Genomic DNA, 26,038 nt, shown 5'->3' on the forward strand with positions numbered 1-26,038 from the left:
GGGAGTCACTGCTCAGCCCGAGCCGACGCAGGCGTCGCTTGTTGCCCGGCCCAGTCCGGATCGGCCCAGACCACATTGGCGGGTGCCTTGAACGTTGGATCGGCCACGGCCCGGGTGTTCACGCTGGCGTGGACGGCGGCGCCGGCGGGGACCTTCCTGTTGCGTGTGCCGAGCAGCACCCATGCCCGGCCGCGGCGGTGCAGCTCCGCGGTCGCGTCAGCAGGGGTGACCGCGCAGGCGGCACCGACGGCGCGGGATCGAACTAACAAACCCTCGGCAATCCCGCCCTCGATAATCCACTTCAAGGCGATTCTCGAAAGCCGCGGAGCAGGGGTCGGCTTCCCCGGGCGCGCTGCCTGGCCGGCGGGTGTTTTGTCGACGAAGGTTCCTCCGACATCGCTGTGCACACCGGCGAACCAAACCTCTTCCAGGGACCCGTCCGTGCGGGCGTCGACCAGGTACTCCTTGAAGGGAGCCCGCTTCTCATTGATCGACACTGCATGGCGGATTCGCACGGCATTGGGGAGTTCGCGCGTAAAAGGCCAGCGGATCTCCCATCGGAGGAACCCTGCAGCCTTGACGGTGTCCCACACGCCCAGGTACCTCACCGGCACGGTCGATTTGCCGTCGACGTGCTGCGCGAACACTTCCGACGTGAGGTGCACCTCGTCCCAGTCAATCCTCCCTTCACCGCCCCGACGGGCATAGGTGGCGACCACATACGGAACGAGGTTCTCCGAACCTGGACGCATCACGCCGATGGCGCGAAGAATCCCCACGAGGGCACGAGCCGTATACGCGCCGCGGCTAAACCCGAAAATGAAGATCTGATCCCCGGGGGCCCAGTTCTGCATCAGCCACGCATAGGCTTCCCCAAGGTTCTGCCGCAGACCCCACCCGAACGCGAGCCCGCCCACCCGCGAGATCGACCTGGCGAGAGGAGTCCACGCCCCGGCAGACGCAAACGTCCCGACCCCAGGGTCGTAGTAGGCGATCTGTTTAGTCGGATCGGAATGATCGAGTAGCTCGTACAGAAGGACGACGTTGGTGTTGCCCTTGGCGCGCACCTGCGCACCGGTCCCATCCAGACACACCACCAGATTCCGGGACATTTGAAACCTCCCCGCCGGGCACGTACCGCACCTGCCGCACCTGAAGCCGATCATCCCCCTCCAGCGCCGCCAAGGGAAGAGGAAGTTGCGAACCGGGTCAGCACTCAAGTGCACCCGGCTTCCCGCAGGGCGTCACCCGTCCCGGGAGAGATAGGACAGTGCGGCGACGACGTGGGCTTGGACGCCCACGGACAGAGTCGGCTCGATCATGGGGGCGAAGGAGGGGGAGTGGTTCGCCGGGATGTCCCGGGCCACTGTTCCCTTCGAGGCCGCAGCGCGGTAAGCATCGGGGTCCGCGCCGCCGAGGAGCCAGAACGTGTAGGGCACGCCGAACGCGTCCGGAATGCGGCTGAAGTCCTCGGACGCCGTCTGCCGCTCCGCCGTGCGCACAACCTCTGCCCCGAAGCGGGCGGTAAACGCCGTCCGCACCCGTTCTGTCACAGCTGCGTCGTTGCTGGTGAGCGGGAACTGGTCGTAATACTCGAACTCAGGTTCCCGGGGCGATCCGGCGGCAGAGCACTCGCCCTTGACGATCCGCTCAACCGCGGCGAGCACGCCGGCCCGGATTCCGGCGTCGTACGTGCGGATGTTCAGCAGCAGCGTGGCGCGGTCCGGGATGATGTTCGATGTCGCCCCGGCATTGAGCGCCCCCACGGTGACGACGGCGAACTCGCCGGGCTTCGTCTCCCGGGAGACGATCGACTGAAGCCTGAGCACTATTGAGGCGGCCATGACTACCGGGTCCACGGACATGTGCGGCATCGAGCCGTGCGCGCCTTTCCCGTACACCGTGATCTTGAGCGAATCGCCGGCGGAGAGGACCGGTCCGATGGTGGTGGCGACTGTCCCCGCCGGTATTGGCATCACGTGCTGGGCAAAGGCGACGTCGGGCCGTGGCACTTTGGTGACAAGTCCGTCGTCGATCATTGCTTGGGAACCTGCCCCGACTTCTTCGGCCGGCTGAAAAAGGGTGATGTAGGTTCCGGACCAGGCTCCACGCCCGTCCGCCATGAGCTTGGCGGCTCCGAGCAACGCACTGACGTGAAGGTCGTGACCGCACGCATGCATGATCCCGTTCACCGCCGACGCATAGGACAGCCCCGTGGCCTCCGTGACAGGCAGTGCGTCCATGTCGGCGCGCGCCAGAACAGCCGGGCCGACCCCGTTCGCGAGGACGCCGACCACGCCCGTTCCTCCAATACGGGTCACCGAATACCCGAAGGCAGTGAGTTTCTCCTCGACAATCTTCGACGTCTCATGCTCCTCGAAGCTCAGTTCGGGATGCCGGTGAAGCCGGGTGTAAATCTCCTGCAACCAGCCGAGCTCGGATTCCAGGCCTGCCAAAACTGTCTCGGAACTGCTCATGCGCATCTCGCTCTCGGAGCTTCAAAACGCCCGCGTGCGCCGGGCGCAACAGATAGAAACCAGACTAGGCCCGTGGAGCCATATTTGTAGTGCCAGGGGCGAGTAACGCGAAGGCTCTGACGGGTAAGAACCGGATATTAACACGTAGCCGCCACTCAGGAGGTGGCGACTCCTGACTCGTTAAGATGGCCTCTGCGTGGCCGGTTATTCCGGCCGGATGAATTCGGCGGCATGACGCAATCGCGCCGCAGTCAGGGCTTTTATCCCACATTGTTATTGGGTCATCGCGGGTCCTTCAGCATTGGCCGGCAGAGCATATTTCACTTCAATGACGACTTGCGAGGAATTCATGCGTCGAGCGATTTTGGAACGTTTAATAGTCATCGCCGCAATAGTGTGTTTCAGTCTGGTGCCGCTGCCCGCCAAGGCAGCCACTGGTGTGGCGACAGACAAGGTTGTCAGTAAACACCAGTCTTCGATTTCGCGATCTGTGGTATCGCCAGCTTTCACAACCAGCCAATCCAAGGAATTGTTGATCGCATTTGTGAGCGCTGATGGCCCGGCGGTCACCGGTTCCCAGCAATTCACCTCGGTCACCGGTGGAGGGCTCACCTGGCGCCTGCGTAAACGGACCAACGTTCAGTATGGGACGGCTGAAATCTGGCAGGCGGTGGCGAGCAGCATCCTCACGAACGCCACTGTGACGGCTACGCACAACGGGTCTTACCAGGCGTCCATAACGGTTGCGACGTTCACGGGCGCGGACACGGCCACCGATGGAGCAGTCGCGGGAGCCAACGGGCCCACGGGTGCGCCCAGCGCTTCGCTCACGACAACCCGCACCGGTTCCTGGGTCTGGGGCGTGGGAAACGACTGGAGCAGGGCCATCGCCCGTACAGTCGGAAGCGGTCAAACTAAGGTAGATGAGTTCCTTGCCAGCAACGGTGACACGTTCTGGACGCAGCGCCAGACCGTGCCCGGTACGGCGACAGCGCCGTCGTCCGTGAGAATCAATGACACCGCTCCGACTACGGACAAGTGGAATATGTCTCTGATCGAGATTCTGCCCGCCCCGACCCCGCCCTCGGCGCCGGTGTTCACCGCGGCCACGCCACCGGCGACGGCGACGGTGGGAGCCGCGTACACCTACACCTTCGCCGCGACAGGGAACCCGGCCCCGACCTTCCGGGTCTCGTCCGGTGCCCTGCCCGCGGGGCTGGGCCTGAACTCCACCACCGGGGTCCTGTCCGGAACCCCGACGACGGCGGGCCCGGCAACGTTCACGGTCACCGCCACGAACGGGGTCAGCCCCGACGCGGTCACGCCCTCGCTAACCATCACCGTGAACCCCGCGCAGTCGCCCGACGGTACCCAGGCCGCCGTCGTCTTCGGTTGGGGCCCGGTAGTAACCGGGGATGAGTTCACCTATACAGGCGCGCCGAATCCCTTGAAATGGAATGTGTACAACAGCACGGGACATGCGGGGAACGGGATCCGGAGCCCGAACGCCTGGGCCGTGGACGGCAGTGTCGCCACCGTCAGCGGTGACTCGGCCGGCACCACCGGCGGCATGTCGGCTAGGTTTGCCCAGCAGCAGTACGGCCGCTGGGAGGCCCGGATGCGAACCAGCGACCGGGATCCGAAGTACCATCCAGTCCTGATCCTCTGGCCGAACAACAACACGTCGCCCAACTGCGCGGAGATTGATTACGCCGAAGGAACGTCCGATACGAGCAAGATCAAGTTCTTCCTGCACTACGCGTGCAGCGGCTCGAACTTCCAGACTCAGGCAGCCCAGACGATCGACACAACCCAGTGGCACAACTACGCGGTCCAGTGGACCCCGTCCGGGATCACCGGCTACATCGACGCAGTCCCATGGTTCACCGACACGGACCCGGCGCACCAGCCGCCAGTCGGGATGCACCAAACCATCCAGCTCGATTGGTTCCCGGACGGGACCGCCACCAAACCGAGCCAGATGCAGGTCGACTGGGTCCGCGTCTACGCCTGACGCCCGACGTCTGGCTCGGCGGACGCGAACACTCTGACACCACCCACGGAACCCCGGTAGTTTCACTCGAGAGACAAGTATCGCCCACTGGTGACCCGCAGGTTGCCGGGCCGATAGGCTCCGGACTTAGCCGTCATTTCGGCCAATGCGGCAAGCGGGTGCCAGCCGTAACAGGCGTTATCAATGCAGGGGGACTTGATGCGGTTCTTAGCAAGGCTGGGCCTTATCGGACTGCTTCTGGCGCCACTGCTGGGAACGGGCATGCCCACCGCAGATATCGCCGCAGCAGCCACCCCAAGCTGCCAGCCCACCACGCCGGCACCGACCGACCCGTACCCTGGTGCCACCGTCGTGGCCGACAACTTCGAATCAGCTACCCTCGCCCCGTTCATCGTTCAAACCGCCGGAACCGGAACCGCCACAGTCTCCTCAGCTTTGGCACACACAGGCGGCTGCGCCGCCTACCTCCACGTAACCTCCGACGCCGGCTCGCTCGCATACCTCACTGCCCCCTTGCCGGCAGGAACCCCTTCCGCCTACGCAGACGGCTGGTTCAACATCACCACGGCCGGCCTGACCGGCAGTGACGTACCCTATTTCCGGTTCTTCTCCGGAACCACGCGGATCGCAGACGTATACCGCTACAACAGCAATGGCCAGCTCTGGCTGCGTGTGACCTCACCTACCGGCGCTTTCGTCTACACACGCTTGCTGTCCTCCAGCATCCCTCTCAGCTCCTGGCACCACGTCGTCATGCAGATCGTCCCCAATACAAGCGCGACAACGATACAGGTGTGGTTTGACAGCGTCCTCGTCTATTCCAGTAACCAGGTCAGCACCGGATTCACCACCTTGTCGACCGTGCAGCTCGGATCCGAACACACAAGCCAGATGGGCGACAGCTACGTCGACGACGTCATCGTCAAGAGCGGCGCCCAGGCGGCCCCGGTGTTCACGGCGTCCACGCCTCCGGGCGCTGCCACGGTCGGCACTGCCTACTCGTACACGTTCGCGGCATCGGGTAATCCGGCGCCGACGTTCCGGGTGTCGTCCGGTGCCCTGCCGGCCGGGTTGAGCCTGAACACCACTACCGGGGTTCTTTCCGGGACCCCGACGGCGGCTGGTCCGGCAACCTTCACGGTCACCGCGACGAACGGCGTCAGTCCCGACGCGGTCACCCCGTCGATCACGATCACGGCGAGCACCGCCCAGGCGGCCCCGGTCTTCACCGCGTCCACGCCGCCGACTACTGCCACGGTCGGCGCTGCCTACTCGTATACCTTTGCCGCGTCGGGTAACCCGGCGCCGACGTTCCGGGTGTCGTCCGGTGCCCTGCCGGCCGGGTTGAGCCTGAACAGCACTACCGGGGTTCTTTCCGGGACCCCCACCACTGTCGCTACATGGGACCACATCGTCATCCTGATTGACGAGAACCAAAAGGACACGTCCATTATCGGCAACTCCAGCGCGCCCTACCTGAACTCCCTCGCCACATCGGGCGCGAACATGACGCAGACGTTCGCGGAAAGCCACCCTTCGCAGCCGAACTATCTCGCGTTGTTTTCAGGCTCCACGCAGGGGATCACAGATGACAGCTACCCGCATAGCTTCACAACTACGATGCTTGAGGGCCAGCTAAAAGCAGCAGGCAGAACATTCACGGGATTCGCCGAAGGCCAGACCTCGCGAACGAACTACCTCGCTTATCACTCACCATGGAACAACTGGGCATCCATCCCGTCATCGGAACGCCTCGATTACAGCGCATGGCCGACTGACTTCACAACGCTACCGACTGTGTCCTTTGTCGTCCCCGACAGTTGCAACAGCATGCACGATTGCTCCGTCGGCACCGGTGACACGTGGGCAATGAACCACATGGACACATACCTGCAATGGGCCAAAACGCACAACTCACTGCTGATCACCACTTGGGATGAAAACGATTCATCTGTAAGCACGAACAAAATCGCCACGTTCTTCAACGGGGCCAACGTCATCCCCGGCAACTACACGCAGACGATCAATCACTACAGCATTCTTGGCCTGATCCAGGATGCTTACGGGCTCCCGCGCAACGCCAACACGTTAGGGGCAGCGGCACTCGCTGCCCCGTTCAGTGCAACGTTCACGGTCACCGCGACGAACGGGGTCAGCCCCGACGCCGTCACCCCACCCATCGCGATCCACGTGAACCCAGCACCGGCACCGCCTGTGTTCACGGCGTCCACGCCTCCGGCTGCTGCCACGGTCGGCACTGCCTACACATATGCCTTTGCCGCTTCGGGTAATCCGGCGCCGACGTTCGGGGTGTCTTCCGGTGCCCTGCCGGCCGGGTTGAGCCTGAACGCCACGACCGGGGTCCTTTCCGGCACCCCGACGGCGGCTGGTCCGGCAACCTTCACGGTCACCGCGACGAACGGGGTCAGCCCCGACGCGGTCACCCCGTCCATCACGATTACCGTGAACACCGCCCAGACGGCCCCGGTGTTTACCGCGTCCACGCCGCCGACTACTGCCACGGTCGGCACTGCCTACTCGTATGCCTTTGCCGCTTCGGGTAATCCGGCGCCGACGTTTCGGGTGTCTTCCGGTGCCCTGCCGGCCGGGTTGAGCCTGAACACCACCACCGGGGTCCTTTCCGGCACCCCGACGGCGGCTGGTCCGGCAACCTTCACGGTTACCGCCACGAACGGGGTCAGCCCCGACGCGGTCACCCCGTCCATCACGATTACCGTGAACCCGGATACGACAGCCCCAACGGCCCCCACGAATCTCTCCGCCGTGGCCGGTACCGGCCAGATCTCTTTGGCCTGGAGTGCCAGCACCGACAACGTCGGCGTCACCCGCTACAACATCTCCCGCAACGGGGCCGCGATCGGCACCGCTACCGGCACGTCCTTCGTCGATGGATCGGTTGTCGCCGGCACGACCTACAGCTACACCGTGACGGCACAGGACGGGGCCGGCAATGTCAGTGCTCCCTCGAACACCGCCACGGCCACCGCCGCCGGCGTCCGGACCATCACCGTCGACAAGCTCGTGACCGCCCATCAGGGCACCAGCGCCGCTACCGTCAGCGCCGCCGGCCTCACGACCACCGGAAGCAACCAGCTCATCCTTGCCTTCATCAGCTCCGACGGGCCCAGCGGTGGCGGCACCGAATCCATCAGATCGGTCAGCGGGGGCGGCCTGACCTGGACGCTGCGCCGGCGCGCCAACGCCCAGGCCGGCACGGCCGAAATATGGCAGGCCGCCTCACCGGCCCCGCTGACCAATGTCACCATTACCGCCACCCAGAACTCGGGCTCGTGGCAGTCAGCCATGACCGTCGTGGCGTTCAACAATGCCGACACCGCCAATGGCGCCACGGCCGGGGCCGGCGCCGCCTCCGGAGCACCGAGTGCCAGCGTGACCACCACCGGTGCCGGGTCATGGGTCTGGGGCGTCGGAACCGACTGGGACGCAGCGCGGGCCCGGACCGTCGGGCCGGCCCAGACCCTGGTTGACCAGTACTTCCCGCCGGCCGGCGACACCTACTGGGTGCAGCGCCAAACCGGGCTGACCGCCACCAGCGGCACCGTCGTCGCCATCAACGACACCGCCCCCACCACCGATCGCTGGAACCTCGCGGTCATCGAAATCCGCGCCGCCCCCTAAGCAGCATCCGGCTCTACAAGTTGGGGCGCGCGCCCGAACAGGTAGTCAGCACTCATGAGGCAGGTAGCCACTACTCTTGGGCTGGCACCTTCGGCTCGGTTAGGCTCGGACCGCTGTGCCGGTAGACCCGGCCGATTGGCGGCATGTCGCCACGCCGCAGTCAGGGCGTTGTCCCGAAATTTCACGGCAGCCGGTCTTATTCGACAGTTCCGGTCGGTATGCCACCGATGAAATTCACGTTCCACCATCGCGGAGCCTGACCCTGATGCTGCCGCAGCCCCGGGACTGCCTTCCGGGGAGAAGAATGTGGGCGCCGGGAGCGCACCCTGAGGCGGCTTCGTTGTCTTCCGCTTGAACAGAGGATCAAAGGTGAAAAGGGCAATCATCGCATTCATTAGCGCCTCCATATTGTTGATGGCAGCTCCGCTGGCAGCGTCAGCCTCGTCCGTGGCCACGCCGGCGGGAGCCGCTGCGCCGTCGGTGGCCAACGCTTACAGTCCTCTTGCGGCGAAGTGGTGGACCTGGGCACTGAGCCAGCCGGCGGCCTCGAATCCGCTGCTCGACACCACCGGCTCGCAGTGCTCCAACCAGCAGTCCGGCCCCACGTGGTTCCTCGCCGGACTCTTTAGCACCGGTGGAAGCGTCACCCGCAGCTGCACCATTCCGGCCCACAAGGACCTGTTCTTTCCGCTCGCGAACGCCTTCGATATAGAGCCTCAGTCTGCCCATAAGACCCCCGCCTACGTCCGGGCGCAGGTCGCGCTGGCCGGCGTCCAGGCCGGGGCAAGCAATCTGACGGCGACCTTCGACGGAACAGCCGTACCCCCGGGCGTCGTGAAGTATGAAGAATCACCCATCTTTAACGTCACCCTGCCCGCTGACAACGTCTTCCGCGACCCGACGTTCGCTGGCTACTACAACATGGGGGCTGATGCCGGCCACTACGCGCTGATCAAGAATGTGCTTCCGGGCACTCATACGCTGAATTTCACGGGGACACTCAATGGCCAAACGATCAATTCGACGTACACCCTGACAGTCACGCCATAAGAGGGCACCGACACTTCCAGGCAAGCCGGGGGAGTGGAACTGTGGCAGGTGCACTTCCGAAAGTCCGAGTCCTCATGACAGTGTGTGTTCTGATGAAACGGATCGGTTTTCTCTCCTTCGGGCACTGGGGCGACGTCCCCGGTTCGCGCGTGCGTTCGGCCCGGGACGCCCTTCTCCAAGCGATTGAGCTGGCCGTGGCCGCGGAAGAAGTCGGCGTCGACGGCGCGTTCTTCCGTGTCCATCACTTTGCCGAGCAGCAGGCCTCGCCGTTCCCGCTGCTCGCCGCGATTGCAGCGCGCACCTCCCGCATCGAGATCGGCACGGGTGTCATTGACATGCGCTATGAAAACCCGCTCTACATGGCTGAGGAGGCTGGCGCCGTCGACCTCATCAGCGGCGGCCGCCTGCAGCTGGGGGTCAGCCGTGGTTCGCCCGAGACTGTGTTAGCCGGCTACGAGGCCTTCGGGCACCTCCCCGCCGAGGGCGAGTCCGACGCCGACATGGCCCGCCGGCACACCGAGCGGTTCCGTGCCGCCATTGCCGGCTTAGGCGTGGCCCGGGCCAATCCGCAGCTCAGCGGGCACAGCGGGCTGGTCCCGGTTCAGCCGTTGTCACCAACACTGCCCGAGCGGATCTGGTGGGGTGCCGGAAACCGGGCCAGCGCCCGGTGGGCGGGGCAGCAGGGAATGAACCTCATGTCCTCAACCCTGCTGACCGAGGACACCGGGGTTCCTTTCGACCAGTTGCAGGCCGAGCAGATCGCCGGATTCCGGGAGGCCTGGGCTACGGCCGGCCATGCGCACACGCCCCGGGTGTCCGTCTCGCGCAGCATCATTCCGCTGATCGATGACGAATCGCAGCGGTACTTCGGGCTGCGCGCCCAGGCCGATGCCCGGGACCAGGTGGGCTACCTCGACGGCGGCCTGGCCCGCTTCGGGCGAAGCTACATCGGCGAACCCGACCGCCTCATTGACCAGCTGGCCCGGGACGCGGCCGTGGCCGCGGCGGACACCGTGCTCGTCACCGTCCCCAACCAGCTTGGCGTGGACTTCAACGTCCGGCTGCTCGAGTCGATTTCCCGCCATCTCCGCCCGTCCCTGGGATGGGATTGACGCCGTCCCCGACTCAGTCCGAGCCGCCGATCACGTTCTGGTCCCAGTCGATCACGGATCCGGTGACCACCCCGCTCCGTGAGGAGAGCAGGAAGACCACGAACTCGGCGATTTCGTCGATCTGACCGAGCTTTCCCATGGGGACAGACGCGTTGGCCTTGTCGAGCCAGTCATCGCCGGCTCCGTGGAACCGGCGTTGGATCGCGTCTTCCCCTTCGGTCGCGGTCCAGCCGATGTTGACGCCGTTGATCCTGATTTTGTCCCAGCGGTGGGCATGCGCGGCGTTGCGGGTCAGCCCGGCCAGGCCGGCCTTCGATGCGACATAGGGTGCCAGGTACGGCTGGCCGGCGTGCTCGGACATCGTGATGATGTTGACGATGTTGCCGCCCGCGCCGCGATCCTTCAGGTGCTTGATGGCCTCGGACATGATGAAGAAGGGCGCCTTCAGGTTCACCGCGATGTGCTGGTCGAACAGCTCCGGCGTGGTGTCGGTCATGCTGCCGCGGGTGGTCAGACCGGCGGCGTTGACGACAGCGTCGAGCCGGCCGAAGCGGTCGATCGTCCTGGTCACGGTGCTGGTGGCCTGCCCGGTGTTGGCGAGATCCGCCGGCAGGAAGACGGCGGGCACGCCGAGCTCGGTTAGCTCTGCGGCGACCTTCTCGCCGGCGTCGACGGAACGTCCCGTGACGGCGATGCCGGCGGCGCCCTCCACGGCGGCCTGCCGCGCGATGCCGGCGCCGAGGCCGTGAGTGCCCCCGCTGACCAGAACGATGGTGTCCTTGAGTAGTCCTGTCACTTTCGTAGGGCTCCTTCGTGAGTAATGACCTTTTCGATAGCGATGGTTTTGCCCGTTGCGGCCGACTCGGCTGCGGCGTCGGCAAGGATGAGGGCGGCCATGCCATCCTCAAACCCCGGCGAACAGGGGATTCCGGTGTGGATGGCGTCGACAAAGGCGTCCAGCTCACGGCGGTAGGCCGCGGCGTAGCGCTCGAGGAAGAACGGCTCATACGGGTCGGCCCCTTCCACGGCCAGTGTGCCGAAGCTGCGGACCGTGGTGGGTGAAATGTTGTCCGCGCGCAGCATGCCCTGGCTGCCGAAGGCTTCCAGCCGCTGATCGTAGCCGTAGGCGCTGTGCCGGGAGTTCGTGATGCTGACTAGTTCCCCGTTCCGGCCGCGCAGGGTGATGGCGGCGGAGTCGAAGTCTCCTGCCTCGGCGATGTAGTCGGAGGAGACGTTCGCGCCGTGCGCGGTGACCTCGACGACGTCAGGGATGAAGAACCGGGCCATGTCCAGGTCATGGATGCTCATGTCCCGGAAGATCCCGCCGGACGCGGCGATATAGGAGGCGGGCGGGGGTGCGGGGTCCCGGCTCGTGATGGTCAGCTGCTCGAGCCGCCCGATTTCCCCCGCCTGGACCCGTTGGCGGATAGCTGCGAAGGTCGGATCGAAGCGCCGGTTGAACCCCATCATCACCGCGGCGGTGCTGCCGGCCAGGTCCGCCAGGCAGCTCCGCACCCGGCCAATGTCCAGATCGATCGGCTTTTCACACAGCACCGCAACACCCCGCCCGACGGCAGCCCGGATGAGGTCGATGTGCGTCGGCGTAGGCGAACAGACGACGACGGCATCCAGGGACGTATCGGCGAAGACGTCGTCGGTGGAGCCGGTAGCCCGGGCGCCATACAGGGCGGCGACCTCGCTGGCGCTGCTGATCACGGGATCGGCCACCCACGCCAGGTTCACGCCGGGGTGGGCGGCGATGTTCGCGGCGTGGACCCGGCCGATCCGGCCGGATCCACACAACGCGATGTTCAATGTGTTCCGTGAGGTCACGATCGCCTACTGACCGTCGGTGAGGCGGCGACGGCTGGCCGCTTCGAGATCGCGGGCGACGTCTTCCTCGGTGGCGTCTTCCTGCAGGCTGCGCCAGATCAGCTCGGCCTGCGATTCGGGCGCGATTCCGCCGACAGGCTGGTCCCGGTCCAGGTTGGTGGGGAAGCCGTAGCCCTCGGCGGACGCGGCGATGACATTGCGCAGGAACCTCTCGCTAGCGCCGTCGGCCTTTAGCTGCCGCAGCGTCGGGTACAGGGCCTTTGACATAACGGCGCGGTCCACCGACTCCATGGCACGGCCGAACGCGGACGAGACCTGCAGCAGGTTGGCCATGCGCCGAATGTCCGAGGACGTGTTGTGACCCGCGCCGTGGAACAGAGCCGGATTAAAGAAGACCGCGTCCCCCTTTTCCAACGGCAGCTGGACGTAATTGTCCTCGAAGTAGCGGGTGAACTCCGGCTTGTGGAAGGCGAGGTAGCCGGCGTCGTACTTATGGGAGTGCGGAAGGTAAAGAGTAGGCCCTGATTCCATGGGCATGTCGCAGTGTGCCACCGCTCCCTGCAGGGTCAGTGCGGGGGAGAGCAGGTGGACGTGGGCGGGGAAGCGCGAGGCCTGCGTCGCGGACATGAAGCCGAGATGGTAGTCGCGGTGGGCGGTCTGGGCGGCCCCGCCGGGGTTGACAACGTTGACCTGCGAGGTGACTTGATAGTTGGGGCCCAGCCAGGCCTCGGAAATGAGGGCCAGGATGTCGTTGGAGTAGTAGTCGGCGAACACTTCGGGTTCCCGGACGGCGAATTTGTCCAGTGCCCCCCAGATGCGGTCGTTGGCGCCGGGCTTGGCGAAGTGGTCTCCGGCCGCGGCGCCCGAGGCCTTCTGTTCGGCGATGATCGTATTGAAGGATGCGGTGGCGCGGTCGACGATGGCGGTGTCGCCGAAGGCGCCCTTGAAGACCACAATGCCGGGGCCGGTGCTTAGGGCGCGGATGAGTTCGGCCTGGACATCGGCCCGTTCTTCCGGAGTGTCCACGTAGTTGCGGAGGCGGTTTCCGTAGATCAGGACGTTGCGTTCGACGGCGTCAGCATACGCGTAGTCCTCGAGCCGGGTTTCCTGGCTGACGAGGGCGATGAAGTCGTCGAGTTTGCAGATGCCCTCGTCGAACCACTGCGGGCCGTTAGCGCCCAGGGTGTGTGTCTTAGCGGCGGTGGTCATGGTGTTTCCTCCTTGAAACGTCGATCTTGCGTTGATGTTGGTTCTTGTGGTTCCCAGCTTCGTTCATCCGGCCGGAGCGTCACAAGGCCAAAATCCATCAAAAAACCATCATTCGGCGCCCCCGCATTGCCCGGATGTGTCCTCGGCTACGGCCGGCTGCGGCTGCCTGCTGATGGTCACAAAAGACACGGCACTTGTTCGCTCGCACACACCGCATGCTGAACAGGCGTGACGGCCCTCTCTGGGCTCGGTCTCGCTCATGGGAGGCTCCTTTCATTGGTGGTCTCTTGCCTTCCAGCATGAGCTCATGGCAGAGTCGTTTCCACACCCAAATACATCAAAAAGACATCAGGGCGTGTTGTGGAAGGACTCTCATGACCCATCCGTTTTCGGTCAGGGAAATCGCACGCCAGGCAGGGGTAAGTGACGCGACGGTGGACCGTGTCCTCCATGACCGCCCGGGCGTACGGCAGAGCACCGTGGGGCAGGTGCGCCAGGCGATCAAGGACCTGGAGGCCCAGCGAATCCAGCTGGAGCTCACCGGACGCAGATTCATGGTGGACGTCGTCGCCGACGCTCCCGCACGGTTCACGTCGTCGGTGAAACACGCGCTGGAATCTGTCCTGCCGCTCATGCGGCCGGCAGTGTTCCGGGCCCGTTTCCATCTGCACGAGCAGTGGAGCGCCGATGAATGTGTGGCGGAATTGGACACGATCGCCAAACGGGGAAGCCACGGCGTCATCCTCAAAGCCCCGGACGTGGCCTCAATCACGGCCGCCGTGGACCGGCTGGCCCAGGTGGGGATCCCGGTTGTTACCCTGGTCACCGACCTGCCGGCCAGTCACCGTGCCGCCTACGTCGGCATGGACAACAGATCGGCGGGGGCTACAGCCGCCTACCTGATCCACCAGTGGATGGGAACCGCACCCGGAACAGTTGCCGTGACGGTCAGCAACGATTTCTTTCGCGGCGAGGAGGAACGGGAAATGGGTTTCCGGGCGGCCATGCGGGCCATGGACCCCGGACGGGACGTCCTGTATCTGCCCGGCAGCGACGGGCTGGACCGGACCACCCGGCTCCTGATGGGCGATGCCCTGGCGGCACACCGCGACCTTCGCGCCGTCTACTCGATCGGCGGCGGCAACGCCGGCATCAGCGAAGCCTTCGATGCCGCCGGCCGCCGCCCTGACGTGTTCATCGGCCACGACCTGGTCCCGGACAATATGGCTTTGCTCCGCGAGGGGAAAATCAGTGCCGTGCTGCACCATGATCTCAAGCAGGACATCCAGAGATGCTGCCGCATCATCATGCAGGCCCACGGGGCCCTGGCCGACAGTGATGCCGGCGGCGAACCCTCCAAGATTGACATCATCACTCCCTTCAACATTCCATCGGGATTCTGAGGCAACCGGCTCGCATTAGCTCGCACAAATTGGCATGCTGCGCTAAGGGTTAGTACCGTCGTCGTAACGGCACGTTCGCCATCAGGCAGGGGCACCATGAGCAAGAGCGGCAGGAATCGGCACAAGGGCAACGGCTCCGGGGGGAAGAACGGCGCAGGCTCCCAGGTGCCTGGATCCGTTTCCCTGAGCACGTTCCGCGTTGGCCGTGCACTGGACGCGCTTACGCCGGCGTTCGTGCAGTGGTTCGACGACGGCTCGCCGGGTGCCGCCGCTCTGGCGTTGGGGTGCTTGAAGCAGGTCGAGAACGTCCTCGGCCGCTATATGGACAGCACGGCCGCGGCAGAGGTGACCGGATTCGAGCCGGTTCCCCTTGCGGCCGCGATCTCCGACGAAGTCGTTGCCCTGAGCGACGCTCCTGCCGACGGGATGACGGACCTTGAGAACGCCGGTTTCATCGTTGGCGCGTTCCACGTCTATGTTGATTTCCTTGCCGAAACGGGCCAGTGGAGCGGCTCAGCAGAGCAGCTGGCAGGCGTCGTGGATTTCCTGGACCTCATCGCGGATGACGACGACGAACCCGGTGTCATCGATGTGCCGTACATCCCCGAAGAAGAGGCCCTGAAGGCTTTGTCTGAGCTCCCGCTGATCCGACGGGCGACGGCACTGCTGCGGTGGATCGGCGACGGGCGGCCCGTCACGGCCACCGGAGCGCTCCGTCTGCGCGATATCGAAGCGGCGGCTGCCTGCGTCGGCGTCGCCGTCAAGGGCGGGGCCAAGCAGACGAGTGCACCGCTGCCGGGCACTGCCGTATCCTCGGAGCCCGTGCCCACGGTCCGGAGCATGTACGAGGTGCCGCTTCTAGCACAGATGTGGAACGCCCTCGAAGCCGCCGAACTGATTCAGATCAAGTCGACAAAGGCTGTGCCGTTTCCGGACTCGGCCGCTTTCCTGACGGGCAGCGACTCGGAACGGCTGGACGAGTTCTCCCTTTTCGCGCTGTGTTTCCTGCGCGAGGCTGTGCTCGGGTTCGACCCCGAACAGCCTTGGGAAAGGATCCTCGCCGGAATCCAGACGTCGATTCTGATCGCGGCCACGACGGCGGATCCGCCGTCGATGGAGCGCGTGCTCGCCGCCCCGCACCACGCGCCAGCGGCGGAAAAGTCAATGACCGAGCTTTTGACCAGCATGGCCGTGGGGCGCCTGGAAGGGCTCTCCGAGCTGGGGCTGCTCACTATCGACACCCATTTCCGGGTGCCGGCGGCGCTCATTGGCTGCGTGGCGGACGTTTTCGACGACGACCGGCTGCTGGCAGAACTGGGCCTCGAGGAAGACCCGGACGATTCGGATGATGACAAGTTCTTGCGCTGGGGAGGTCCGGAGACGGCAGTTCCGGAGACTGCGGTGCCTCTGACAGCAGTGACGGCGGCACCGCAGGTCGGCGCCCCGGTTTTGCAGCTGAAAATCACGCTCAACGATTCGAGGCCGCCCATTTGGCGGCGGGTTCTGGTTCCAGCGGGCATGCCGCTTCCGCAGCTGCACCAGGTGATCCAATCCCTATTCGGCTGGTTCGACTACCATCTGCATGAGTTCCGGACCGGGGGCTTCCGTGGCCCCGCCTACGCGCCGTTGAACGACGAGGGTGAATTCTACGGTGACGCTTCCCTCGACGAATCGTCGGTCACGGTCGGCGACCTGCTCCCGGCCGTGGGCAGCACCCTGACCTACACGTATGACTTCGGCGATAACTGGGTGCACGGCATCAAGCTGGAGAAAGTTCTGACGTCCGACGACGACGGCGGGCAGCTCCCGCGGTGCACCGCGGGGCGCGGTGCCGCGCCGGCGGAGGACAGCGGCGGCACGCGGGGATGGGCGAACATTGTCCAGGCCGTCAACGATCCAGGCCACGAAGATAATAGGGAGTACCGGGAGTGGCTGGGAATGGTGCCGGGCGAGATCCTGGATCCCAGAGCCTTCGATATCGACGAGCTCAACGAGAACCTGGCAGACCTCTTCTGACAACTGGCTCCGGTGCCGCGGAGCTGTCCAGCGCCTCCGCGATGATCTGGACGATGTGCCGGGAGCCGCGGCCGGCGAGATCGGCCACTTGGGTCCGGCAGGAGAACCCGTCGGCGAGGATGCCCCGGTCCGGGGTAGCCGCGATCTTGCCCAGAATTCCCTGTTCGGCAATGGCCACTGAGATTTCATAGTGGCCTTTTTCCATGCCGAAATTGCCGGCGAGGCCGCAACATCCGTTGGAGACGTCCACGTCGCAGCCCATGGACGTCAGCAGCTCCAGATCCTTCTGGTACCCCATGACGGCGTTGTGATGGCAGTGGGGTTGGGCAAGGACCAGTTCGCCGCTGGCGGGCGGCTGCCAGTTGATGGATGTGAGGAATTCCGCGACGGTCCGGGTCCGGGCGGACACCTGCCGGGCGCGGTCGTCGTCGGGCAGCAGTTCGAGCAGGTCCGAGCGGAGGACTGCCGTGCAGGACGGTTCGAGTCCGATCACGGTCCGGCCGTCGGCTACATGCGGGTGCAGGACGTCCAGGGTCTTCCTGAGGGCTGCCTTGGCCGCGGTCAGCTGTCCTGTTGAGATCAGCGTTAATCCGCAGCACGCGCCGGGGCCCGCAATTTCAATGTCACAGCCCGCGGCCTGCAGAACCTTGATCGCGGCGAGGGGGACCTCGGGGCTCAGCGCGTCCGAGAACGAATCAACCCAGAGTAGGACCTTGTGGGCGGAGGACGCCGCGTGCCCTGTCGGGCTGCCTGCCCCCGCCAGGGCACGGAACGGCGCCCTGGGGAACGTCGGCAGGGACCGGCGGGGATCCGCCCCGGCGAGCCGCAGCATGGTCCGGCGGAGGATCCCGACGGAGGCAACTTTGTTGACCAGGGGGCCGAGGGGCCCGATCAGTCCCAGCCAGGCGGGCAACCGGCCGAGCGTGTAATGGCTGAGCGGACGCAGCCGGCCTTTGTAGCTCTGGTGCAGTGCCTCCGACTTGTACATGGCCATGTCGATGCCGGTGGGGCAGTCGCTGGCGCAAGCCTTGCAGCTCAGGCACAGATCGAGGGCCTCATGGACTTCCGGGGACTTCCAGGACATGTCCACTACGCCGCCGTTGAGCATTTCCTGCAGGACGCGGGCCCGGCCCCTGGTGGTGTCCTTTTCATCCTTGGTGGCGAGGTAGGACGGACACATGAACCCGCCCTCCTCGCGGAGATCGGCCCGGCATTTGCCGACGCCAACGCAGCGGTGCACGGCGTTGGTGATGTTGCCGGCGTCGTGCGCAAACGCAAAACCGTCCGATGCCAGCAGGTTGCCGGCGTGCGGGCGGCGCAGGTGCGCGTCGAACGGGTCCGGATTGATGATGACGCCGGGGTTGAAGATGTCCTGGAGATCGAAGAGGGCTTTGAACCCGGCCATCGCGGCCAGGGCCCGGGGCGAATACATGGTTTTCAGCAGTTCGCCGCGTGCCCGGCCGTCGCCGTGTTCGCCCGAGAGCGAGCCGCCGTACTTGGCGACGAGGTCCGCCGCCGCCGTCAGGAAGCGGCGCATCACACCGGCATCGTCGTCCAGCGGGAAGTCGATCCTGACGTGGACGCAGCCGTCGCCAAAGTGGCCGTATGCCAGCCCTGACACGTTTTCGCGGGCCATGAGCAGTTCAAGATCGCGAAGGTAGTCGCCCAGATGTTCCGGCGGGACGGCCGAATCTTCCCAGCCCGGCCAGGCCTGGGTCCCGGCGGCGGTCCGGCCGGCCAGCCCGGCGCCGTCGGCCCGAATCTGCCACAACCGCGTGGCCTCCGGGCCGGCCGGAAGGATCAGCGAGTCGATCGCCCCCGCATCCAGGACCATCCGTTCGGCTGCCGCCACCGCCTCCTCCGACGTCGCTCCTCCCACTTCCACCATGAGCCAGCCGTTGCCGGCTGGCATGGTGGGGACGGCGTGCACGCCTTTGGCGTTGCGGACCACGTCGACCAGCTGTGCGTCCAGGCCCTCCAGGGCCAGCGGACGGTGTGGAAGCAGCCCGGGAACCGCATCAGCCGCGGCCGGCATGTCCGGATAGCCCAGGACGGCCAAGGCCGGGGCCGCCGCCAGCGGGACCAGCCGGACCTCGGCCTCCAGGATGATGCCGCAGGTACCTTCCGTCCCCGTCAGGGCGGCGGCCAGGTTGGCGCCGTTCTCCGGCAGGAGGTGCTCCAGGCTGTAGCCCGAGATTTGGCGGCCGAACCGGCCGAATTCCAGCCGGAGGACCTCCAGGTTGGCCGTGATGAACTCATCGAGTCCGGGGATCCGGGCCGTGGCATCCTTGCCCGCGCCCAGCTCCACCACGTGTCCCGAGCCGGTGAGCCAGCGCAGCCGGTGCACGTTGTCCGCCGTCCGCCCGTACGAGAGCCCGTGCGGGCCGCACGCGTTGTTGCCGATCATGCCGCCGATCGTGCACCGCGTGGCCGTGGACGGATCAGGCCCGAACCGCAGCCCGTGGACGGCGGCCGCCCGCTGCAGGTCACTGAGGACAACGCCGGGCTGGACCACCGCCGTCCGGTTTTGCGGATCGATGTTGATGATCCGGTTCATGAACCGGCTGAAGTCCAGCACCAGTCCTGGCCCCACCGCGTTGCCGGCGCACGACGTCCCGGCACCGCGGCCGGTGACGGCGAGTCCGTGCCGGCGGGCAATCCTGACCGCCTCGACGACGTCGTCGGCAGTCTTGGGCATGACCACCACCTGGGGCACCACGCGGTAGTTCGAGGCGTCGGTCGAATATTCCGCACGCCGACGGGTGCTGCTGTCGACGATGCCCGCAATTGCTGCGGTGAGTTCGTCGACAATCTGGTCAATGTTCATGCGTGGTGCTCTTCCTTGTCCCTGCGGCGTTGCGTGGTGGGAGGTTAGTACTGCAGGGGCTTGCCGCGCAGCTCCATGGCCCGGCGGACACGGTTCTGGGCCAGTGAGCGGGCGGCATGGTGGGTGGTGGAATCCAGTTTTTCCGCCTCTGCCAGGACGATGGCCGTGTTCTCGCGGAGCTTGTGGGAGACGGTGGTGAAGATCTGGTCCGTCTCGGGACGGAACGGCGAATACCGGGACTCCATGGCGAAGGCTGCACTGACCACGCCGCCTGCGTTGGCGACGAAGTCGGGCACGACCGTCACGGACGCCGCGCGCAGCGCCTGCTGTGCCGCGGCGTTAGTGGGAAGGTTGGCGCCCTCCACCACGAGCTTGGCCGAGATGCCGGCGACGTTTCCCTCATGGAGGACATCCTGCAGGGCAGCAGGGATGGCGATTTCGGCGTCGACGAATAACTCGGTGCCTGCCGGGATAGCCAGCTCCGGGAACTCTCTGACCAGTCCGTCGCCGAGCCGCGGCCGCATGGCCAGCAGCATGGGAATGTCCAGCCCGGCGGGATCGTGAAGCGCGCCCTCAGCGGTGGAAATCGACACAACGCTGTAGCCGAGCTCATGCAGCCGGGCCGCCGTGGCATGCCCGACGGCGCCGAAACCCTGGATGGCCACGCGCTGGCCCTGGAGGCCGATGGTTGCCGCGGCCTCATCCGTGACTTCGGCGACGCCGTAGCCGGTGATGCCCAGCTGGTCGTAGGGCACGCCGCCGAGGTCGTACGGAGTGCCCACCGCGGCGCCGCGGTCGCCCAATTCGTCGATGATGATGGCCGCGTCGTTTTCCGTCAGCCCCATGTCCAGGCCAAAGACGTACTCGGACGGGACCTCATTGCTCAGGGCCCGGACAAAGGAGCGAAGGATTGCTTCCTTGTGGGGCGAGTTGGGATCGGCGCGGAGGCCGGCTTTGGCGCCGCCGAAGAAAAGGTCGACGCCGGCCCACTTCCAGGTCATGACCCGGGCCAGGCGGGCAATTTCCTCGACGGTGACGCCGGGCTGCATCCGGGTGCCGCCCTTGCCCATGCCGCGGGCGGTGTTGTCGATGACCAGCACGCCCTTCATACCTGTTTTTGCGTCGCTGACCGTGACGATCTTTTCCGGTCCCCATTCATCCATCATGTCGAACAGACTGGTCATCGTGGGATACTCCTTCTGTGCTGGGGCCAAGTGTTCCGGGGCCAAGTGTGCTGGCGGCTAAGTGATCTGACGGGGGACGGGCCGCGGAGACGGTGCCGGACGGACCGGCCGGCACCGTCTCCGCCGGGGTGCCTAGAGGAACTTCACGCCCTGGGCGAGCGGCAGCTGTCCCGAGTAATTGACGGTGTTCGTGGCCTGGCGCATGTAGACCTTCCACGAGTCGGAACCGGACTCCCGGCCGCCGCCGGTTTCCTTCTCGCCGCCGAAGGCGCCGCCGATTTCGGCCCCCGAGGTGCCGATGTTGACGTTGGCGATGCCGCAGTCCGAACCGCTGGCCGACATGAAGCGTTCGGCCTCGGCCTGGTCGTTGGTGAACACGGCCGAGGACAGACCCTGGGGAACGTCGTTCTGGATGGCGATGGCGTCATCGAAGTCCGTGTACGTTATGACGTACAGCAGGGGTGCAAACGTCTCGTCCTTGACGACGGCGGTCTGGGCCGGCATCCGTACGATCGCCGGCTCCACGTAGTAGGCGCCGGGCTCATCGTCGGCGTTCACGCGGCCGCCGCCGCACAGCACCGTGCCGCCCTGTTCCCGGGCCGCCTTGATGGCGGCCTGCATGCCATCGAAGCTGGACTTGTTGATCAGCGGCCCGATCAGGTTCTCCTCGTCCAGGGGGGTGCCGATGCGCAGCGTGGCGTAGGCATTGACAAGCTTGTCGGTCAGTTCGTCGACGATCGATTCGTGCACGATCAGGCGGCGCATGGACGTGCAACGCTGGCCGGCGGTTCCGACGGCGGCGAAGACAATGCCGCGCAGGGCCAGATCCAGGTCGGCCGACGGCGCAACGATCGCCGCGTTGTTTCCGCCGAGCTCAAGCAGGGCGCGGCCGAACCGCTGGGCCACGCGGGGGGCGATTTCCTGGCCCATCCGAACCGAACCGGTGGCGGAGAGCAGGGCAACCCGTGGATCATCGACGATCACCTGGCCGCCGGACCGGTCCGCCAGAACAAGCTTGTGCAGGTCTGTCGGAGCGCCAACATCGGCGACGGCGCGGGCCAGCAGGGCATCGGCGGCCAGGGCGCTGAGCATGGTCATCCCGGAGGGCTTCCACACGATGGTGTCGCCGCATACCAGGGCCAGTGCCGTATTCCAGGAGTAGACGGCGACCGGGAAGTTGAAGGCGGAGATGACGCCGACGACGCCCAGCGGGTGCCAGGTCTCCATGAGGCGGTGTCCGGGGCGCTCCGAGGGCATCGTCTTGCCATAGAGCTGACGGGACAGGCCGACCGCAAAGTCGCAGATGTCGATCATTTCCTGGACTTCGCCGAGTGCCTCGGACTGGATCTTGCCGGCCTCTGCCGTCACGATCCTGGCCAGGTCGTCCTTGTGCTCGGTCAGCAGCTCGCCCCAGCGCTTGACCAGGTTGCCGCGGAGCGGCGCGGGCACATCACGCCACGTCTTGAACGCCTCGTGCGCCTGGCCAATCATCGTCTCAATGTCCGCCGGTGTGTTGACCGGCAGGGTCATCAGGACTTCGCCGGTCAGCGGAGAGGACGCCTCGTGCGGGCCTCCGAGGGCGTCAACGTTGACGCCGCAGGCTTCCAGCGCGTCGCGGACGATCGCCGCAAGTTCTGACGTTTGGGTGAGAGTTTCGGTCATCGTGATCTCCTGAGGTTGGTTGGTTGGTCTGGCGGGCTGATTAGTGGGTGATGGTGATGTTGAGGCGGTGGGCCAGGGCCGCGATCGATGCGTCCTGCTGCCGCTGGTAGAGATCGTTGGGGTCGTGGACTTCGGAGCCGACGATCTCGGACATCCGGTGGATGTCGTAGCTGGTTCCCAGCTGGGCTTCGTCCTTGGAACCCTCCTCGGTGAGGTTCGACTGGAAGATCCCGGCGGCAGAGCGGGGGAGGAAGTCTTCGTAGACGATGGGTTCCGGGACGGCGATTCCGGCTTCGACAAGACCGGCCAGGGAAGCGGTGCCGGCCAGGGGCGCACTTCGGAGGGAGGCCCTGTCCAGGGCGGCGTCGTCGAGGCGGTAGGTGAAGAAGGCCAGTCCCTGCAGGGCGAGCTCCTTCTCGGTGCGGGGCAGGTTCTCCGCCCAGACCCCGGCCGCGACCTCGACGCGCGTCGTGCCGGCCGGGGCCACCGCCAGCCGGGCATCGGACTCGGCGACCATCCGGTCGTACAGGTCGCGTCCCGCCACCGTCAGGGCCATCCCGCGGGCCTCGACCTCGCCGAAGCGCACACGCAGTTCACCTTCGCTGGTGGACCCGTCGGCGTACCGGAACACCCGGTTTTCACCAAGTGCCCGGAAGGACGTCTGGCGCAGGAGCAGGTCCGGCCCATCCCAGCGCGGCGGCCCCTGGATCTCATCGATCATGCTGATGCCGCGGTCCTGCATGCGCTTGTACAGCTCATCGATGTCCAGCACCCTGGGCGTGAGGTGGTTGATGTGCGTGGTGGAAACGCCCCCGATGTCGGAGGCGACGGCGGAGACCGCTTCCAGCTTCTTGTACCACTCATAGTCGACGGGGTCGCCGGAGAGTTCAAAGGCCGCGGTGGCCAGCTCCAGCAGCCGGTCGGCGTCGTCCGCCGCGAGGCCGCCGTCCGCGGCGGCTTTGTCCGCCAGGGTGAGCAGTTCCTCACCGAACAGCTGCCGGGCGCCGATGAATGCGGCCAGCTCGGCGCGCAGCTCTTGGTCAAAGAACCGCGGATCCTCGGCCGCCAGCATGGAGGTGAAGACACGGAACGGATTCTTTGCCAGTTCGGCGCCGTCGATCGGGCGGAAGGCCGTCGAGACCACGGGAACGGAACTGGAGGACGCATCGCGAAGGTCGTAGAAGCCGACCGGGTACATCCCGAAGGCCGCAAAAACGCGGGCAACCTGGGCCATTTCCTTCGGGGAGCCGACGCGGATGGCGCCGTGGCGCTCCGCCGTCACGCGTGCGATGCTGCCCAGCCGCTCGGCTTCGGCGCCGTGCTTGGCGGCATACGCTTCGTTCACCTCGGTGGAAACCTCCACGAGCGTGTTGTAGGCGGGGACTTCCCTCCCGTACATGGCGGAGAGCCGCCGCGCGAACTCGGCTCGAAGTTCCCAGGTTTCAAGGGCGGTCATGGCGTGGTTCCTTTCACGATCATTGCTGATGGAGCGGGGGATGCGGCTTGAGCTGCGGCTCGGCGGGGCGTTCCGCGCTAGATGATGTGCACTTCCTGGATGAGCTGGTCGGCCGTGCGGAAACGATCGGCGGAAAACGAAGTGTGGTCCATGAAGGATTCCCGGTCCAGGTAGAGGTCCCTGACGAGTTCGCCGACGGCAGGGCCCTGCAGGAAGCCGTGGCCGGAGAATCCCGTGGCATAGTAGAAGCCGCCTACTGAGCTGGACGCTCCGATAAGCGCATTGTGATCCGGCGTGTTCTCATACAGACCGGCCCATCCGCACTCCAGCTCCGGGGCCTCCAGCGCGGGGGCGCACACGCGGGCCGCTGCATTGAACTCGGGGAGCCATTCATGGGTGAAGTCACGGGCGAAGCCGGGCTCCTGGTTCGAGTTGGAAATCCCCAGGAGCATGCCGTTGCGGTAGTTGTGGAAGTACATCGTGGTGGACAGATCCAGCGTGAACGGCACGGTGGGCATGGGGGAGCTCATCTGGCGGGTCATGCCGATCTGCCGCCGCACCGGGACAACCGGCAGGTTGACGTTGACCATGTCGCCCACGCGCCGGGACCAGGCGCCGGCACAGCAGATGACGGCATCGGTGGTGATGGTGCCGCGGTTGGTGGTCACTGAACTGATGCTTCCGCCTGAGGCGGCCACATCCATGACTTCCGTGTGCTCAAGGATGCAAACGCCCAGCGCGGCGGCCGCGTCGGCGTACGCCTGGACCACTTTCCCCGGTTCGGCAAAACCATCCTCCGGTGAGAACGATGCGCCGATCAGGGCTTCCTGGCGGAGGAAGGGATTGATGTCCACAGCCTCGGCGGGAGAAATCATCCGGCTGGTGCTGCCAAGACCGTTTTGGATGACGGTGCTGCGCTCGCAGTCCAGGAGTTCGGATTCGCTGCGGCACAGGAACAGGTAACCTACCTTGCGCAGTCCGATGTCAGTGGAGAAGCGCTGCCCGAATCCCTCAAACGCGCGCAGGCTGCGCTGGCCAAGGACAATGTTTGCCGGATCCGAGAACGTCGCCCGCACGCCGCCAAGGGGTTTGGACGATGATCCTGCGCCCAGGTCGGACCGGTCAACGAGAACTATGTTGCGTACACCGGCTTCGGCCAGGTGGAACGCGATGCTGGTTCCCATGATGCCGCCACCGATGATGACGACCTCTGCATGCGAAGGCTGCCGGATTCCGGCGGGAAGCTGGAGCGAGACCACATTTGACATTGATCGTCCTGTCTCAGTTGCGGAAGCATACCCACCGCTCTGTGGGTATCAACTATCGGTAATGGGTTATATATAACCATCTTGGGGTTCGATGTGATCTACGTCAAGCAAAATATTCAGACAGATTCTCCGGCGGCCAGTGACGGCAGGGGACGCGGGAAAGTGCGCGGCAGGTCCGCCGTCGGCGTCCCGCTTAGGGCAGCGAGTAGCTGAGGTGCTGGACCATGAGGGACTCGACGAGCGTCCGGTCGCCGGCCATCAGGGCGGCCAGGATGGGCCCGTGTTCAGCGGCGCTGGTGGCGAGCAGTCCGCGTTCGGCCAGGTGGTAGGAGCCGCTGATCCGGCTTTGGTCCCGCAGGTTCTCAATGATCTTCGTCATTCGGGAGTTGCCCAGCAGTTCGACGATGGCCAGGTGGAATTGCTGATCGTGTTCGAGGTAGTCGACCATTTTGTCGGGCTTGGCCGTCGCGAGCGTGGCCTCTGCCAGCTCTGTGAGACGCTCGGCGTCGGCAGGGGAGACCCCTTGTTCGGCAACGCGGCCCACTGCGGTCACCTCGATCAGCAGGCGGAGGTCGTAGACCTCTTTTTGGTCCTTCGGGGTCATCTCCACGACCCGGAAGCCGCGGTTCCGCACCACTTCAAGGAGACCCTTTTCGCTCAGCGCCATCATGGCCTCGCGGACAGGGCTGTTGGAGACGCCGAGCTGGGTGGCCAGGGCGTTGGCTGAATAGATCTTGCCCGGCTGCATGTCACCGGACATGAGGGCGTGGCGGACTATGGAGGTGGCCTCGTCCTTGAGGGTGACCCGGCCTTCGCCCAGCTCGGATATTCCCGCAACGGCAATTCGCTGTTCCTGCATTTCGCTCC

General features: G+C 65.6%; 18 protein-coding genes. 6 read left to right on the forward strand and 12 right to left on the reverse strand.

Features of this window, described 5'->3' with window-relative positions:
* Positions 1-5 precede the first annotated feature (5 nt).
* The 3 genes from ACVWZ7_RS19755 to ACVWZ7_RS19765 all read right to left on the reverse strand — a co-directional run bounded on the left by ACVWZ7_RS19755 (position 6) and on the right by ACVWZ7_RS19765 (position 3,074).
* Complete coding sequence (locus ACVWZ7_RS19755) at positions 6-1,112, reverse strand: T6SS phospholipase effector Tle1-like catalytic domain-containing protein (RefSeq protein WP_456508840.1); 1,107 nt, start codon at positions 1,110-1,112, stop codon at positions 6-8.
* Between the two features lie 132 nt (positions 1,113-1,244).
* Positions 1,245-2,477, reverse strand: a complete 1,233-nt coding sequence (locus tag ACVWZ7_RS19760) for an amidohydrolase (RefSeq protein WP_456508841.1) — start codon at positions 2,475-2,477, stop codon at positions 1,245-1,247.
* A 273-nt stretch (positions 2,478-2,750) separates the two neighbouring features.
* Positions 2,751-3,074 carry a hypothetical protein gene (locus ACVWZ7_RS19765; protein WP_456508842.1) on the reverse strand — a complete coding sequence of 108 codons (324 nt, stop codon included), beginning with the start codon at positions 3,072-3,074 and terminating at the stop codon, positions 2,751-2,753.
* A 73-nt stretch (positions 3,075-3,147) separates the two neighbouring features.
* On the opposite strand from ACVWZ7_RS19765, the gene ACVWZ7_RS19770 reads away from it, so the two are divergent.
* The 4 genes from ACVWZ7_RS19770 to ACVWZ7_RS19785 all read left to right on the forward strand — a co-directional run bounded on the left by ACVWZ7_RS19770 (position 3,148) and on the right by ACVWZ7_RS19785 (position 10,313).
* Positions 3,148-4,491, forward strand: coding sequence for a putative Ig domain-containing protein (locus ACVWZ7_RS19770; RefSeq protein WP_456508843.1), 1,344 nt, complete (start codon positions 3,148-3,150; stop codon positions 4,489-4,491).
* Positions 4,492-4,752: 261 nt separating this feature from the next.
* The gene (locus tag ACVWZ7_RS19775) at positions 4,753-8,151 is read left to right on the forward strand and encodes a putative Ig domain-containing protein (RefSeq protein ID WP_456508844.1); all 3,399 of its coding nucleotides are present in this window, start codon (positions 4,753-4,755) and stop codon (positions 8,149-8,151) included.
* A 369-nt stretch (positions 8,152-8,520) separates the two neighbouring features.
* Entirely contained in the window at positions 8,521-9,201 is a 681-nt protein-coding gene (locus ACVWZ7_RS19780; RefSeq protein ID WP_456508845.1) for a hypothetical protein, read from the forward strand.
* 92 nt (positions 9,202-9,293) lie between these two features.
* Entirely contained in the window at positions 9,294-10,313 is a 1,020-nt protein-coding gene (locus ACVWZ7_RS19785) for an LLM class flavin-dependent oxidoreductase (RefSeq protein WP_456508846.1), read from the forward strand.
* Positions 10,314-10,326: 13 nt separating this feature from the next.
* Here the strand turns inward: ACVWZ7_RS19785 and ACVWZ7_RS19790 are convergent, their stop codons facing one another.
* The 3 genes from ACVWZ7_RS19790 to ACVWZ7_RS19800 are packed head-to-tail and all read right to left on the reverse strand — an operon-like array spanning position 10,327 to position 13,355.
* On the reverse strand, positions 10,327-11,109 hold the full coding sequence (locus ACVWZ7_RS19790; RefSeq protein WP_456508847.1) for an SDR family oxidoreductase: 783 nt from the start codon (positions 11,107-11,109) through the stop codon (positions 10,327-10,329).
* Positions 11,106-12,146 carry an inositol 2-dehydrogenase gene (iolG, locus tag ACVWZ7_RS19795; protein ID WP_456508848.1) on the reverse strand — a complete coding sequence of 347 codons (1,041 nt, stop codon included), beginning with the start codon at positions 12,144-12,146 and terminating at the stop codon, positions 11,106-11,108. Before iolG ends, ACVWZ7_RS19790 begins: the two co-directional genes overlap by 4 nt.
* Before the next feature lie 6 nt (positions 12,147-12,152).
* The gene (locus ACVWZ7_RS19800) at positions 12,153-13,355 is read right to left on the reverse strand and encodes a phytanoyl-CoA dioxygenase family protein (protein ID WP_456508849.1); all 1,203 of its coding nucleotides are present in this window, start codon (positions 13,353-13,355) and stop codon (positions 12,153-12,155) included.
* A gap of 374 nt (positions 13,356-13,729) precedes the next feature.
* On the opposite strand from ACVWZ7_RS19800, the gene ACVWZ7_RS19805 reads away from it, so the two are divergent.
* Both ACVWZ7_RS19805 and ACVWZ7_RS19810 read left to right on the forward strand, forming a co-directional pair.
* The gene (locus ACVWZ7_RS19805) at positions 13,730-14,758 is read left to right on the forward strand and encodes a LacI family DNA-binding transcriptional regulator (RefSeq protein WP_456508850.1); all 1,029 of its coding nucleotides are present in this window, start codon (positions 13,730-13,732) and stop codon (positions 14,756-14,758) included.
* A gap of 96 nt (positions 14,759-14,854) precedes the next feature.
* Positions 14,855-16,774 (forward strand): plasmid pRiA4b ORF-3 family protein, encoded by a 1,920-nt coding sequence (locus ACVWZ7_RS19810; RefSeq protein ID WP_456508851.1) that lies wholly within the window; start codon positions 14,855-14,857, stop codon positions 16,772-16,774.
* Here the strand turns inward: ACVWZ7_RS19810 and ACVWZ7_RS19815 are convergent.
* The 6 genes from ACVWZ7_RS19815 to ACVWZ7_RS19840 form a co-directional block, all read right to left on the reverse strand.
* Positions 16,746-19,601 carry an FAD-binding and (Fe-S)-binding domain-containing protein gene (locus tag ACVWZ7_RS19815; protein ID WP_456508852.1) on the reverse strand — a complete coding sequence of 952 codons (2,856 nt, stop codon included), beginning with the start codon at positions 19,599-19,601 and terminating at the stop codon, positions 16,746-16,748. The genes ACVWZ7_RS19810 and ACVWZ7_RS19815 overlap by 29 nt on opposite strands.
* A 44-nt stretch (positions 19,602-19,645) precedes the next feature.
* Positions 19,646-20,785 (reverse strand): Glu/Leu/Phe/Val family dehydrogenase, encoded by a 1,140-nt coding sequence (locus ACVWZ7_RS19820; RefSeq protein ID WP_456508853.1) that lies wholly within the window; start codon positions 20,783-20,785, stop codon positions 19,646-19,648.
* Positions 20,786-20,917: 132 nt separating this feature from the next.
* Positions 20,918-22,447 (reverse strand): L-piperidine-6-carboxylate dehydrogenase, encoded by a 1,530-nt coding sequence (gene amaB / locus ACVWZ7_RS19825; protein WP_456508854.1) that lies wholly within the window; start codon positions 22,445-22,447, stop codon positions 20,918-20,920.
* Between the two features lie 40 nt (positions 22,448-22,487).
* Positions 22,488-23,903 (reverse strand): 2-oxoadipate dioxygenase/decarboxylase, encoded by a 1,416-nt coding sequence (hglS, locus tag ACVWZ7_RS19830; protein ID WP_456508855.1) that lies wholly within the window; start codon positions 23,901-23,903, stop codon positions 22,488-22,490.
* Between the two features lie 77 nt (positions 23,904-23,980).
* Positions 23,981-25,171 carry an NAD(P)/FAD-dependent oxidoreductase gene (locus ACVWZ7_RS19835; protein ID WP_456508856.1) on the reverse strand — a complete coding sequence of 397 codons (1,191 nt, stop codon included), beginning with the start codon at positions 25,169-25,171 and terminating at the stop codon, positions 23,981-23,983.
* 193 nt (positions 25,172-25,364) lie between these two features.
* The gene (locus ACVWZ7_RS19840) at positions 25,365-26,030 is read right to left on the reverse strand and encodes a GntR family transcriptional regulator (protein ID WP_456508857.1); all 666 of its coding nucleotides are present in this window, start codon (positions 26,028-26,030) and stop codon (positions 25,365-25,367) included.
* Positions 26,031-26,038: the final 8 nt, after the last annotated feature.

This window comes from Arthrobacter sp. TE12232 (genome assembly GCF_054062615.1).

What these genes read in the sequence shown, in the direction of transcription:
- ACVWZ7_RS19785 (WP_456508846.1), top strand. Translation starts at nt 9,294, where the DNA reads ATGAAACGGATCGGTTTTCTCTCCTTCGGGCACTGGGGCGACGTCCCC.
- ACVWZ7_RS19800 (WP_456508849.1), bottom strand. Translation starts at nt 13,355, where the DNA reads ATGACCACCGCCGCTAAGACACACACCCTGGGCGCTAACGGCCCGCAG.
- ACVWZ7_RS19810 (WP_456508851.1), top strand. Translation starts at nt 14,855, where the DNA reads ATGAGCAAGAGCGGCAGGAATCGGCACAAGGGCAACGGCTCCGGGGGG.
- ACVWZ7_RS19835 (WP_456508856.1), bottom strand. Translation starts at nt 25,171, where the DNA reads ATGTCAAATGTGGTCTCGCTCCAGCTTCCCGCCGGAATCCGGCAGCCT.
- ACVWZ7_RS19760 (WP_456508841.1), bottom strand. Translation starts at nt 2,477, where the DNA reads ATGAGCAGTTCCGAGACAGTTTTGGCAGGCCTGGAATCCGAGCTCGGC.
- ACVWZ7_RS19805 (WP_456508850.1), top strand. Translation starts at nt 13,730, where the DNA reads ATGACCCATCCGTTTTCGGTCAGGGAAATCGCACGCCAGGCAGGGGTA.
- amaB (WP_456508854.1), bottom strand. Translation starts at nt 22,447, where the DNA reads ATGACCGAAACTCTCACCCAAACGTCAGAACTTGCGGCGATCGTCCGC.
- ACVWZ7_RS19815 (WP_456508852.1), bottom strand. Translation starts at nt 19,601, where the DNA reads ATGAACATTGACCAGATTGTCGACGAACTCACCGCAGCAATTGCGGGC.
- ACVWZ7_RS19840 (WP_456508857.1), bottom strand. Translation starts at nt 26,030, where the DNA reads ATGCAGGAACAGCGAATTGCCGTTGCGGGAATATCCGAGCTGGGCGAA.
- hglS (WP_456508855.1), bottom strand. Translation starts at nt 23,903, where the DNA reads ATGACCGCCCTTGAAACCTGGGAACTTCGAGCCGAGTTCGCGCGGCGG.
- ACVWZ7_RS19775 (WP_456508844.1), top strand. Translation starts at nt 4,753, where the DNA reads ATGCCCACCGCAGATATCGCCGCAGCAGCCACCCCAAGCTGCCAGCCC.
- ACVWZ7_RS19820 (WP_456508853.1), bottom strand. Translation starts at nt 20,785, where the DNA reads ATGACCAGTCTGTTCGACATGATGGATGAATGGGGACCGGAAAAGATC.
- ACVWZ7_RS19755 (WP_456508840.1), bottom strand. Translation starts at nt 1,112, where the DNA reads ATGTCCCGGAATCTGGTGGTGTGTCTGGATGGGACCGGTGCGCAGGTG.